Origin of the sequence: Synechococcus sp. HJ21-Hayes (genome assembly GCF_024345835.1) — a bacterium.
Classification (GTDB): Bacteria; Cyanobacteriota; Cyanobacteriia; order PCC-6307; family Cyanobiaceae; genus Vulcanococcus.
This window is the reverse complement of record NZ_JAGQBW010000002.1, coordinates 203982-216497: the sequence shown is the minus strand read 5'-3', so window position 1 is coordinate 216497 and position 12516 is coordinate 203982. Positions and strand designations below refer to the sequence as shown.

At 64.6% G+C, this 12516-nt stretch carries 12 protein-coding genes; 5 read left to right on the top strand and 7 right to left on the bottom strand.

Features of this window, described 5'->3' with window-relative positions:
• Positions 1-94: 94 nt before the first annotated feature.
• The gene (locus KBZ14_RS03025; protein WP_255116819.1) at positions 95-949 is read right to left on the bottom strand and encodes a mechanosensitive ion channel family protein; all 855 of its coding nucleotides are present in this window, start codon (positions 947-949) and stop codon (positions 95-97) included.
• A 197-nt stretch (positions 950-1146) separates the two neighbouring features.
• Between KBZ14_RS03025 and KBZ14_RS03020 the strand changes: the two genes are divergently transcribed.
• Positions 1147-1431 carry a 2Fe-2S iron-sulfur cluster-binding protein gene (locus tag KBZ14_RS03020; protein ID WP_255116818.1) on the top strand — a complete coding sequence of 95 codons (285 nt, stop codon included), beginning with the start codon at positions 1147-1149 and terminating at the stop codon, positions 1429-1431.
• A gap of 99 nt (positions 1432-1530) precedes the next feature.
• Positions 1531-2823: a DUF2252 domain-containing protein gene (locus tag KBZ14_RS03015; RefSeq protein WP_255116817.1), complete on the top strand. Its 1293-nt coding sequence runs from the start codon at positions 1531-1533 to the stop codon at positions 2821-2823.
• Positions 2824-2945: 122 nt separating this feature from the next.
• Here the strand turns inward: KBZ14_RS03015 and KBZ14_RS03010 are convergent, their stop codons facing one another.
• The gene (locus KBZ14_RS03010) at positions 2946-3317 is read right to left on the bottom strand and encodes a hypothetical protein (RefSeq protein WP_255116816.1); all 372 of its coding nucleotides are present in this window, start codon (positions 3315-3317) and stop codon (positions 2946-2948) included.
• A gap of 191 nt (positions 3318-3508) precedes the next feature.
• Here KBZ14_RS03010 and KBZ14_RS03005 point away from each other — a divergent pair, with 191 nt between their 5' ends.
• The 3 genes from KBZ14_RS03005 (at position 3509) to KBZ14_RS02995 (ending at position 6545) form a co-directional block, all read left to right on the top strand.
• The gene (locus KBZ14_RS03005; RefSeq protein ID WP_255116815.1) at positions 3509-5032 is read left to right on the top strand and encodes a carboxypeptidase M32; all 1524 of its coding nucleotides are present in this window, start codon (positions 3509-3511) and stop codon (positions 5030-5032) included.
• Positions 5033-5290: 258 nt separating this feature from the next.
• Positions 5291-5878 (top strand): inorganic diphosphatase, encoded by a 588-nt coding sequence (locus tag KBZ14_RS03000; protein ID WP_255116814.1) that lies wholly within the window; start codon positions 5291-5293, stop codon positions 5876-5878.
• Between the two features lie 142 nt (positions 5879-6020).
• Positions 6021-6545 (top strand): L,D-transpeptidase, encoded by a 525-nt coding sequence (locus KBZ14_RS02995; protein ID WP_255116813.1) that lies wholly within the window; start codon positions 6021-6023, stop codon positions 6543-6545.
• On the opposite strand, the gene KBZ14_RS02990 is transcribed toward KBZ14_RS02995, so the two are convergent.
• From KBZ14_RS02990 to KBZ14_RS02970, 5 genes are all read right to left on the bottom strand, one after another.
• A complete protein-coding gene (locus tag KBZ14_RS02990) occupies positions 6535-8529 on the bottom strand; it encodes a chloride channel protein (protein WP_255116812.1) in 1995 nt (664 codons plus the stop codon). The two genes, KBZ14_RS02995 and KBZ14_RS02990, sit on opposite strands and share 11 nt — an antisense overlap.
• Complete coding sequence (gene hemC / locus KBZ14_RS02985) at positions 8504-9457, bottom strand: hydroxymethylbilane synthase (protein ID WP_255116811.1); 954 nt, start codon at positions 9455-9457, stop codon at positions 8504-8506. Before hemC ends, KBZ14_RS02990 begins: the two co-directional genes overlap by 26 nt.
• Before the next feature lie 134 nt (positions 9458-9591).
• Positions 9592-10005 (bottom strand): DUF1824 family protein, encoded by a 414-nt coding sequence (locus KBZ14_RS02980; protein ID WP_255116810.1) that lies wholly within the window; start codon positions 10003-10005, stop codon positions 9592-9594.
• Positions 10006-10082: 77 nt separating this feature from the next.
• Positions 10083-10760, bottom strand: a complete 678-nt coding sequence (locus KBZ14_RS02975; protein WP_255116809.1) for a phosphatase PAP2 family protein — start codon at positions 10758-10760, stop codon at positions 10083-10085.
• On the bottom strand, positions 10757-12511 hold the full coding sequence (locus tag KBZ14_RS02970; RefSeq protein WP_255116808.1) for an ArnT family glycosyltransferase: 1755 nt from the start codon (positions 12509-12511) through the stop codon (positions 10757-10759). Before KBZ14_RS02970 ends, KBZ14_RS02975 begins: the two co-directional genes overlap by 4 nt.
• Between the last annotated feature and the right edge of the window lie 5 nt (positions 12512-12516).

The window sequence follows — 12516 nt, the reverse complement described above, 5'->3', positions numbered from 1 at the left end:
CCGACAGGTCCGTCCCGAAGGGCAGGGCTGTGGGCATCCCGAGCATGGGTTGGTGGCCGAACGGTTGGTGGGTCGTTCGGCAGTTCTGAGGCGATCAGACGGCGCGATCGAGCAACATCTTTGGGATCGCGGAGTCGCCGGACGGGGTCACGGCCACGGGGATGCTGGGAACCGGGAAGCCATTGCTGCCCAGCACATCAGCAATCATGCGGTTGGTGTCGAAATAAACCTGCCAGTAGTTGGCGGTGTGGCTGTACGGGCGAACGGCAAGTTTGGGGCCGCGCTCGGTGAACTCAAGGATCTCCACATCGGCGGCCATGGCCGGGTACTGGTTGGGCACTTGGGTCAGGCCAGCTTTGAGCAGTGTGATGGCCTGCTGCAGGTCGGCTGTGTTGTCCAGCTGGGCGACCAGGTCCACCCGGCGGAATGGGTGGACTGAGAAGTTCTGGATGGTGTCGCCGAAGAGTTTTCCGTTGGGAACAATGTTGCGCACGTTGTCACCAGATTTGATCGAGGAGACAAACATGCCGATTTCTTCTACTGTGCCGGTGACCCCACCAGCTGTGATTAAGTCACCGACGCTGAATGGGCGGAAAATCTGCAGAAAGACACCGGCAGCGAAATTGCCGAGCATGCCGCTCCAGGCGGCGCCAATGGCCACGCCAGCCCCGGCCAGTAGGGCGGCGAAGCTGGCGGTTTGGATGCCGAAGAAGCCCAGGATCGCTACCACCAGGATCACCCGCAGCACGGCACCAAGCACATTCAGCAGATAGCTGATCACTGTGGTGTCCAGGCTGCTGTGCACCAGGCTGCGGCGCAGGATCCGCATGGAGAGCTGGATCAGCCAGCCCCCCACGATCCAGAGGGCGATGGCCCCCACAAGCTTGAACAGGAAGGGAACGATGACGCTCCCGATGGTGGGGATGGCGTTGGCGAGCACGGGCTCCACGCGAATCGCCCACCATCCAGGCGTTGATCAGGTTCTGTCAAGCCAAGTCGTGCGAGTCTTGCCCCTCACCCCTCGCTCCATCTGGGCCCTGCTGCGATCGCGCTGCAGGCCTGCGGCAGAGCGGTGATGCGGCATGAAGGTGTGGGCCTTCAGTGGTCAGATTGAAGTGGCTCGGAAGTCAACGTGTCCGCCTCTCCATGACCCATCTCATCACTTTGGAGGATGGGCGCTCCTTTCCCTGTCATTCCGAGGAATTCATCCTCGATGCTGCTGAGCGTGCAGGCGTGGCCCTGCCGTTTTCCTGCCGCTCCGGATCTTGCTCCACCTGCGTGGGGAGGCTTCTCGCCGGCCAGGTCAATCAGGACGATCAGACGTTTCTGGATGATGCGCAAATCGCCCAGGGTTATGCCCTGTTGTGCGTCAGTCTTCCCCTAACTCCCTGCCTGATTCGTCCCGATGTTCAGGCGGAGCTCGAGGCCTAGGTGGCCAGGGGTGTGGCTCACTGCTCTGCCCCCCCTGTTGTGCCTGCGCCCAACTCTGGCCAGTCTGGGGGACGCCGTCCGAGGGCCTTTGTGCCAGCTGTGAGCCTCGCAGATTCACGCGATGTGATGCCACTGCTGCAGCAGCAGGAAGCGCAACGCCTGCCCTGGCTAGTGCCGGTGCGCCACAGCCGCATGGCCCAAAGCCCCTTTGCCTTCTTTCGCGGCGCTGCAGCTGTGATGGCCGCCGATCTGGCCCGCCAGCCCCATTCAGGGCTGATGGTGCAGCTCTGCGGTGATGCCCACCTGCTCAATTTCGGCTTCTACGCCTCGCCTGAGCGCAGCCTGCTGTTCGATATCACCGACTTCGACGAGACCTACCCCGGCCCGTTCGAGTGGGATTTGCAGCGGTTGGCGGCCAGCCTGGTGCTGGCCGCCCGCAGCCTCGGACTCAGCAGTTCTCAGCAGGAGAAGATCTGCCGCCGCAGTCTGCGGGCCTATGCCAAAGCCATGGCCGAGTTCGCCGCCATGCCCCTGTTGCAGATGTGGGTGGCGCGGCTGGACCTCGAACGCCTGCTGGATGAGCGCCATGACGGGTGCCTCAAGAATCATCTCCGGGACGTCACCGCGGCGGCCCGTCGCCGCAATAGCCGCCAGGGCGTTCGCAAATTGTGCGAATCCGATGGGGCCGGGGGCCTGCTCTTCCGCCACGACCCTCCACTGATCTGGCGCTTGTCCCAGCTGGACCAGCAATGGCTTGGCCAGATGGGCTGGCGGAGCTGGGCGGACCATGCCTACAGCTCCTATCGGCACAGCATTCGCCCGGAGATGCGCCACCTGCTTGCCCGTTTCCGGCTCGTGGATGCGGCGCTCAAGGCCGTGGGCGTGGGATCGGTGGGCACCCGCTGCGCCATCGGCCTGTTTGTCGGTGACGACCCCGATGAGGTGCTGCTGCTACAGAGCAAACAGGCGGAACCCTCGGTGCTTGCCCCCCATCTCAACGGCGCTGCCCCTACCCACCAGGGGGAGCGGGTGGTGCAGGGACAGCGCCTGATGCAAACCGCCAGCGACGCTTTCCTGGGTTGGACAACGAATCCCAGCGGCGATCACTTCTATTGGCGCCAGCTGCGTGACTGGAAGGGCTCGGTGGATGTGAGCTGCCTGGATGCCACTGCCCTGAAGGACTACGGCAAGCTCTGCGCCTGGACCCTGGCCAAAGCCCATGCCCGGTCGGGCAACTGCCGGGCCCTTGCCGCCCATCTGGAGAAGGGCAAGGCATTTGCCGCCATGGTTCTCGAGCAGGCGATCACCCATGCCGATCAGGCCGAACACGATCATCGCCAGTTGCTGACGGCCATCGCCGCGGGCAGCCTGGATGCGAGCGATGTGTTTTGAGCTGAAGATGCGCCCGCGTTCAGCCCCAGGTGTATCTGGAGCCCCTCACCGCGAAGCTGCATCAACCAGCGGCCCTCCCGCTGCAGCATGGCCAGGGCAACTTCAACGGCCATGGTGCCGGCTCAGGCTGCCGCCGGTTGGCGTTGCTGGGTGGCGTAGAGCGTTGCCCCACCGGCCACGATGGCCAGCGCTGAGAAGGCGGTGATGCGGATCTTGGCCTTGATCAGCAGGGTGAGCAGCAGTAGCACGGTGACCTTGAGGGCCAGCACCTTGGCCGTGGTGAACGGACAGAAGGGGTTCAGAAAGACGGTGGGATCGCGGCTGTCCCCATGTTGGCGAGCGGCGTCCCAGCAAGTGGCATCGGTTTTGTCGGCAAGAGCCTGCTTGTTGCCCTCCTCGGCCAGCAGGACGGCGGCCTTTAGCGGGGTGAGAAAAAATTCTTGCCGCGGTCTTGAGGCTTCTGGATCAAACCGCCGCGCAGTCGCGCACTCCAAGATCAGGGCTTCTCCCCCTCAAGCTGATGCCTTCCCTGCGCCACCCACCTCAGCTCGGTTGGCGTCAGCCGTAGCGGTTGGCGGGGAATGCTGCCTCTGGGCCTGCAGAGTCCCCATCTGGCTTCGTGTCACCAGCGTCAGCTGTGCCTATCGCCGTGGCGCCATGCTGGCGCCACCGGTTTCCCCAACCCATGCCTGCAGAGGGTTCAGCCTTTGCTCAACTGCACAAGCACCTGCACCACACCCGCCTGCTTGGCTCGATCAGTAGCGCCCTCTACTACGACCAGAACACGGTGATGCCGGGTGCCGGTGCGGCCTGGCGAGGTGAACAGCTGGCGCTATTGGCCCGCCAGCTGCACGAACGACAGAGCAGTGCGGAGTATGCGGATCTGGTGGCTGCAGCTGATGCTGAGCTCAACGCCGAGTCCTCGCTCGAGCAGCGCCGCAACTTGCTGTTACTGGGCTTTGAGCTGAAACGCCAGCGCTGCCTCGATCCGGCCCTGGTGAGTGCCCTGGCTAAGGCCCAGTCGCGCGGCAATGCCGTCTGGCAGGACGCCCGCGCTCGCAATGACTTTTCGGCCTTTGCTCCTGTCCTCAAGGAGCTGATCGCCCTGCGCCGTCAGCAGGCCAGCCAGCTCGCCGCTGCCGAACCGGTGCAGCGCAGCCCCTGGGAAATCCTGGCCCAACCCTTTGAGCCGGACATCAGCAAAGCCCGACTGGAGGAGCTCTTCACTCCCCTTAAGGCCGAGTTGCCGGCGCTATTGGAGCAGGTGATGGCCACCAGCACCCCCCAACCAGCGGCCATCGATCTGCCCGAGACCCTGCAGGAGCAGCTCTGCAGCGAACTCCTCGACAGCTGGGGCTACGACCCGGCGCGCTGCCAGCGTTCGCGCTCGGCGCACCCCTTCTCCTGCACCGTGGGGCCCCACGACTACCGCATCACCACAAGAGTGGTGCCGGGTCAGCCGCTTTCGGCCTTTCTGGCCACGGCCCACGAGTGGGGCCATTCGCTCTATGAGCAGGGCCTGCCCCGCACTGATGACTACTACTTCCCCTGGCCCCTCGGCGATGCCACGTCGATGGGGGTGCACGAATCACAGTCCCTGTTCTGGGAGTGCCGTGTAGCCCGTAGCCGCGCCTTTGCCGAGCGCTGGCATCCCCGTTTTTGCTCTGGCCTGGACCGCGATCCCTGGGGCGGTGCGTTCGGTTTCTGGCGCGCCCTCAATCCACTCCAGCCGGGTCTGATCCGGGTGGAAGCCGATGAGCTCAGCTACTGCCTCCACATCGTGCTGCGCTTTGAAATGGAGCTAGCCCTGCTCGAGCAAGACATGCCCGTTGAAGACTTACCCAAGCAGTGGAACCAACGGATGCAGGATCTGCTGGGAATCCAGCCTCCAACAGACACGGAGGGGTGTCTTCAAGATATTCATTGGGCAGAAGGACTTATGGGTTATTTCCCTTCTTATGCACTTGGGCACCTCATTGGCGCCCAGATTTCCGAGACCTTTGAGCAGGAAAATGGTTCTATCCAGGCCCTGATCAGCGCCGGAGACGAGCTCCAGCTCCAAGACTGGCTCGGTAAGACCGTTTGGCCGCTCGGCCGCTCGGTCAACGCCGAAGAGCTCGTCGAGAAAGTCTCTGGCTCCCCCCTCAGCGCCCAGCCCTTCCTGGCGTACCTCCGTACGAAGGTGGCCGAGCTTTCCAGTAGGAGCTGAACCAAGTCTGCCCATGCGCCCTGTCTTCCCCGTCTCAGGCCTTAGAACCCAGGCGGTGCGGCTGGTCAGACTGTCTGCATGCCCGATTGAACTGACTGGAGGGCCTGTTTGGCTACTGCCCCTCCTATGTCCTCGGGTATCTGAATCAGCGCCCAGCTGGCCGAGGCGATGGTACGGGTGTGGCCCCCTAGGCCGTGCCGTGAAGGGGGCCGGAATGGCGCTCCGTAAGATGCCCCCCTGCCGTTTGGACCCCGCTGTATGGCGAACATCGACCACGCCCCGAGCCGCACGATGCTCAACCTGCTGCACGTGCTGCCGGCCTTCGCCGATGAAGCCGAGTTGCGTCTGAACGCCATCGTGGAGCTCAACTCCATGACGATCAACAAGTACGAGCTGATCACCGAGACTGGCCACCTCAAGCTCGACCGCGTGGGCTATTCCTCCCTGGCCTACCCCTTTGCCTACGGCTGCATCCCCCGCACCTGGGACGAGGACGGTGATCCCCTCGACATCGAGATCGTGGGCGTGACCGAACCCCTGGTGCCCGGCTCCCTGGTGGAGGCCCGCATCATCGGCATCATGACCTTCGATGATGGTGGTGAGGTGGACGACAAGGTGATCGCCGTGCTGGCGGACGACAAGCGAATGGACCACATCACCAGCTACACCCAGCTCGGTGCGCAGTGGGTGAAGGAAACCCAGTACTACTGGGAGCACTACAAGGATCTCAAGAAGCCCGGCACCTGCAAGGTGAACGGCTTCTTCGAACCGGCCGAGGCCGTGCGCATCATCAAGGAATGCGAACAGCGCTACCTGGACACCATCGACGCCAAGTTGGTGAACTGAACCACCAAGCGCTCAGCTGCGGCTTGTTGGGCGCAGGTTCTTCACGAACCTGCGCTTTTTTTGGCGTTGACGTGGGATTCGCGCGACTAGTCTTGAGAATGCTGGCTGCCGCGTTTGGAGGCCGCAGCCCCTGCTGTCCGTGATGCGTCGCCTGACCTTGCTATCCCTGCTGCTGAGCGGTCTGGCGCTTGGCCTTGCGGCCGTTGCCGCCGAAATGCAGAGCACGCCACAGCTGGTGCGTGGGGTCATGGCCTCAGCACCGGCTGCCACCACGGTGGCCAGCCCTGTGGCCATCCAGCTCTCCCTGAGCAAACGGGAGATCAGCCTGGTCCGTGACGGCAAGCTTGTGAGCCGCTGGCCCGTGGTGATCGGTGCCCCAGAAACCCCCACACCCACGGGCGCCTTCCAGGTCGTCAACAAGGTGGTGAACCCTGTGTACGCCAGCACCTCCACCGGCAAGGTGAAAGGCGTTGGAGCCCTTGGTTATCGCTGGATCGGCTTCCACAAACAAGGCCCCAACGACTTCGGGATTCACGGCACACCCTGGCCCTGGTGGGTGGATGCCCGTGCTGCAGTGAGCCATGGCTGCGTGCGCATGCGCAACGAGCATGTGGACAAGCTGTTTTCGGCCGTGGAGATCGGCACCCCTCTGATCATCAAGCCATAGCCAGGCGCGCCAGGGCGCGGGCCATGCCATCGCGGCTGGCCAGGCCCTGCAACCCTGCCACCGGCAAACCGGTGCTGGGAAGACCAACGGGCAACTTGGGCAGGCCTGGATCCTCCAGCTGGAACACCGGCAGCTGGCGCAGGCCATTGGGGCTGAGCTGATCCTCCAACTGGGCCAGGCTGGCATCCGCCGTGAGCCAGAGCATGTCGGAGCGGCGGCAATCGGCCAGCCGCAGATCGGCAGTGCCGGCCGTGAGCCCCCGCTGCAGATCCCCCAGGGTCACCAGGCCCGACACCCAGTTGTCCTCCTGCACGATCAGGCAGTGGCCGTGCACGGCGAGCAGCTGGCTCAGGGCTTCACCGGCGGGCGTGGCACTATCGAGCACCAGCGGGGCCTCGGGCTCAAAGGCCTCGGCCACGGATAGGGACGCCAGCTGATTGCGCCGCTCTTCTTCCACTGGATCCGGACCCAGCAACCCAGGATCCGCCAGGCCCTGCCAGCGCTCCACAAGGGCCGCGCTGAGGCCGGCGGCTGCCATCAACGGCAGCACGATGCGAATGTCGCGGGTGAGCTCAAACAACAGCAGCAGGGCGGTGAGGGGTGCCCGGGCACTGCCCGCCAACACCGCGGCCATGCCCACCATGGCGTAAGCCGGCGGCTCCGCCACCGGCAGGTGAAAACCGCTGTCCCCCAGGATCTGCCCATACACATTGCCGAGAACGGCACCGAGAAACAGCGAAGGGGCGAAGCCGCCGCCCACAAAGCCGGTGGCACTGCTGAGACCCGTGGCCAACAACTTCACCCCAAGCAGCCCCAGCAAGGTGGCCAGGGCAATGCCGCCATCGCTGCCCAGCAAGGCTTCGATCGTGTCGTAGCCCACACCCAACACCTGGGGAAAACCTAGGGCCATCAAGCCCACCGCCAGGCCGCCAAGGGCCGTGAGCAACCAGGCGGGTAACTGCGCCAGAGCTCGCTGCACGGGGCCGCTGCGCCCCGCGGCGAGCAAGCTCACCAGCGCCCAACTCATCAGGCTGGCCACCAAGCCCAGGCCGAGATACAGGGGCAGCTCCAGCGGTGATCGCACCTCATAGGCCGGCAGCCGAAAAATCGGTTCGTCCCCAAGGAACAACTGGGTCACTAGCTCCGAGGCCACCGCGGCCACCAGCACCGCGCGCACACTTGGGCGACCTGGAATGGTGCTGTAGCTGCCTTCAAAGGCAAAAAACACCCCGGCAATCGGTGCTTTGAACCCCGCCGCCAAGCCGGCCGCCACTCCCGCCGCCACCAGGGCCTTCTGGGATTGGGGCGAGAGGCCGCCGCGGGTTCCCACCCACAGGCCGATATTGCCACCGCTCTCCACGCTAGGGCCCTCAGGGCCTAGGGAGGCGCCGCTGCCGAGGCTGAGGGATGCCGCCACCAGCCGCGCCAGCGGCAATTTGGGAGCAGCCTGCACGGCCCCATCGGCCATGGCCATCAGGCTGGGCAGACTCGGACCCAGATCCTTGGCCAGCACCCGCAGCAGGCCCACGGCCAGGCCCCCCAGCATGGGGATCAGTACCACGGGCCAGGAGGCCAGCCAGGCCGGAAGCGGTTCGCCCGGCAGGGGAATGGGCTCCGGTGGCGCTGGGGGAGGTGGTAGAAACCCAAGCCCCCCAAGCCCGAGCTGCAGCAGGGCCTTGAGGGGAGTGCCCGTGTCGGGGGGCAGAGGAACCTCCAGGGGTGGGGGCTCCGGCTGAATTTGGCCAAACAGGTTCAGCAACCACTCGACCACCGGGCCGAACAGCAGATTGTTGATGAAGCCCAGGAGGTAGTGGAAGCCCACCACCGCCAGGCCCGTGAGCACACCCACCAAGGCGGCCCAGGCCAGCAAACTCCACTGGAAGGCAAGGGGCCGGGCTTCGCCGGACTCCTGCTCGCCCACGGCTCCGGTGTCGGTGTCCGGAGTGGGCCCTTCGGGCTCAGGCCTCAGGCCGGACGCTTGCAAAGATCTCCTCCAGAATCTCCCCGGCACCCTGCTGCTTCAGGGTGTGCGCCAGGGCGATGCCAATGGCTTCGGGATCCTCCTGGGGGCCACGGGCCTCATCGCGGATCAGGCGCAGACCATCCAGGCTGGCCACCATGCCTGTCAACACAAGGGTGTCGCCCTCGAAGCGGGTGTTCACGCCGATCGGCACCTGGCATCCGCCCTCCAGCTCCCGCAGGAAGGCCCGCTCAGCCAGGCAACGGCGGGCCGTGGGCAGGTGCTCCAGCACCTTGATCTGCTCCAGCACGCCGGTATCGCCCTCGCGGCACTCAATGCCGAGGGCCCCCTGGCCCACTGCATGCAGGGAAATGGAAGGATCGATCAGCTCGTGAATGCGATCGCCCAACCCCAGCCGGCCCAGGCCGGCCGCCGCCAGAATCAGACAGTCAAACTCGCCGGAATCGAGCTTCTCCAGGCGGGTGATCACATTGCCCCGCACATCCTTGAAGGTGAGGTGGGGGTAGTGGTGGCGCAGCTGGGCGAGCCGGCGTAGGGAACTGGTGCCCACCACCGCACCGGCGGGCAAGGTTGCGAGGGACTTGTCCTTGTGCTTCGCGTGCACCACCAGGGCATCAGCGGGATCCTCCCGCTCGGTGATGCAGCCCAACATCAGCCCATCGGGGAGGTTGGTGGGCAGATCCTTGAGGCTGTGGACGGCGATATCGGCCTGGTCCACCAGCATCTGGGCCTCCAGTTCCTTGGTGAACAGGCCCTTGTCGCCGATCTTGGCCAGGGCCACATCCAGGATCTTGTCGCCCTGGGTGGCCATGGCCTCGATGCTGATCTCCAGGCCCTCGTGGGCCTTGGCCAGCTCATCGCGCACCCAGTGGGTCTGCACCATGGCCAGCTGGCTGCGGCGGGAAGCAATGCGCAGTTGGGAGGCGGCCATCGGTAACCTTCGGGGGGCAGCGTCAGCCGCCGAATCACAGCCGCCAAGCCTAAGGAGTGGCGTGCCCCCTCAGGCCTGAGTGGCGCAGGTCGTGATCAGCCGTCGTGATCAGCTGCTGTTGGCAGGGCGGTCGTTCAGAAGAAATCCAGGGGGAACGGTCCCCAGGTGGCTTCGGCAGTGGGATCAGTGGGGCTGTGGCCCGTGATCAGCAGGCCTTCCCCCAGGCCTGCTTCGCGGCGCACCAAGAAACGGCCGGTGTTCTGGTTGGCCTTGAGAAAGACCGGGCCATCGATGGTCTCGAGGGCTTCACCTGCGGGATCCAGCTCCAGGGCAGGGCAAGCCAGGCTGGCCTCGACAGCCCGCAGAGCCGCCACCGCAGCGTCAGCAGACGCAGCCATCACCCCCATGGTGAACCACTCACAGGCCGCCAGCAACGGGTCCAGCTCATTGCGCAAGCTGCGGCGCTGATCGGCGGTGAGGGCAGGGGCCGTGCGCAGGCCGCACAGGGACTGGAGGGAAGCCAGCGAAGAGGCAGCGGAGTCAGTCATGGGAAGGCGCCATCAGGAGGGGAGCGAACAGGAACACGGCCAACCAAAACAGGGCGAAGCAGCCCGGCGAGGCAGCGCTAGAGCCGTAGCCGCCGGCGCTGTTCCCAGACCGTGAAACCGGCTAGGCAAAAGCTGAGCCACACATAACCGACCGCTGCACCGGCAGCAATGTCGCTGAGCCAGTGGGCCCGGCAGTAGAGGGTGCTCAACCACACCAGGGCCACCCAGATGCTGGACACGAGGAACAGGGGCCGGCGCAGGTGCGGATAATGGGCCGAGAGGAGGCAGCAGGCGAGGAAATAAAACACCACTGAACCGGCAGCGTGACCACTGGGAAAACTGCGACCTGAAATATCTTCCAGAAGAACGCCACTGGGCCTGGGCCGGTTAAACAACGGCTTCAACCAGCGATCGACAATGAGCACAATCCCGCCCGTGCCCACCAAGAAGCACAGCAGTTCTGGCCAAAAGCGTTTCCACACCATCACAATCACCACGGCAAGCACCAGCAACCCCGTGACGTGTTTCCCACTGAGCTGGTAAACCCGTAACAACACCGTGCCCAAGGAGGCAGGAATGGCGCTGTGGATCGCATCCAGCCAGGCCGAGTCGAGGGAAGAGTGATTGGCCTGCCCTAGATGGGTGCCGAACCAGGCCAGGGACCATGCGGTTAGGCCTGTGACAAGGGCACGCCATGGGCCCAACGCCCGGAGCCAATCCAGCAACAATGCAACAACAACTTGGATGAACTTCATGGGCGTTTGATTAATCCACGCAGACGCTTAATCGGCAGTCGAATCAGTTGATGGGCATCAACGCGTCCCAGTAGCAGGCCATCGCCAGGACCAACTCCTAAATCAAGAAGTTCGCTGTCACTGCAAAAAAGCAACACGCTGCCACCAGCGGGAACGTGAGCCAGGTGTTCACCAACTTCTCCAATATTGTCAACAAACAGTACCGGTCGACCGCTGTAGTGAACAACGCTGTAGCGCTTGTAACCCACCACCAGCAAGGGTTCGTTTGGCAAGGCTTGTTGGCCCGCCGTGCGCGCCAGGGTGCGGATCGGTAATAACCGCTCCCGATCCAGCAACGGGGCCAGGCCTGGCACAACCAGGGCCAGAATGGCGGCAAACCCCAACAGATTGGGAAGCCAGAGCCGCGACAGCCACCCCGGCTGCAGCAACAGCACCACTAGACCAGTCGCGGCCAGCAGCAGAATGGCGGCCAACAGCCCGGGCAGGCCAGAGCGGCTCACGGCATCGGCAAAGCCCGGATAGGCGGGATCGGCATCCAGAAGCCGCGGCAGCAAAGCCGAAGCCAGGGCCATCAGGCCCAGCAAGCCGGTATTCAGCCAGCCCGTAACCCGCAGCCCAAGGCCCTGGGGCTTGGCTTCAGCGGAGTTGGGCAGTGGCTGGAACATCAAGGCCACCAGCAGGGCACCGGCAGGAACCGCTGGCAGGATGTATCCCGGCAATTTGGTGGCGGCCGCCGAGAAGAAGCCCACCACCACCACCAGCCACACCAAGGCGAACAACGCGAGGTCGCCAGGGGCTGGCTTCTGGCGCCAGCGGTCCAGTCGCCAGAAGCCCAGCCGTGCTAACGCTATCGGCAGAAACAACGACCACGGCAAGAGCAGGATCAGCACCCAGGGGAGATAAAACCACGGGGGACCTGGGTGGGAGTAGAGCACCGAGGTGAAGCGCTCCAGGTTGCTGAAGCCCAGAAACCTGCCCAGGAACTCCGTCCCGTTGGCCTGGGTGGCCAGGGCGTACCAAGGGGTTGCCACCCCCAGGAACAGGGCTGTCATCGGTAGCAGGGGTGTCCGGCGCAGCTCGTTCCAGAGCTGGCCCTTCAGCAGCAGGAACACGCCAATCACCAGGCCAGGGAGCAGCACACCCACGGGGCCTTTGGCCAGCACGGCAATCCCTGCGAATAGGGCCATGCCGGCATGGCCCAAGCGCCGTAGTAGTGGACTTTCAACAGCCTGATAGGCCAGAACGAAACTGAACAGCGCCAGGGCAATGGCACTGGCTAAAAACATGTCGGTGACCGACGAGCGGCCCCAGCCAACCCAAGCCGGCGAGAGGGTCAGCACCGAGCCGGCCAGGGTGGCGCGGCCCAGCCGCTGCTGGAGCGCCTCGGTGGGCGGCGCCAGCTGGAGCACCAGACCAAACGCCCCCAGCACCGTGACGGTGGCCGCTAAGGCCGCTGGCAAGCGGGCGGCCCACTCCGTGATACCAAACAGGCGGAAGCTCAGCCCCACCATCCAGTAGCCCCATACGGGGTAGTCGAAGAAGGTTTCCCCGTTCCAGCGGGGGGTCACCCAGTCGCCGCTCTCCAGCATCTGGCGCGGCACCTCCACAAACAGCCCTTCGGTCTTGTCCATCAGACCGAGGCTGCCTAGATGGTTGAACAAGGCCACAGCACACAGCCCGATCAGGGCGAGTACAGCCAGGAACAAAGGCCGGCGTTGATCAACGCCCAGCCACGTCTGCAAACGTTTCATGGTGG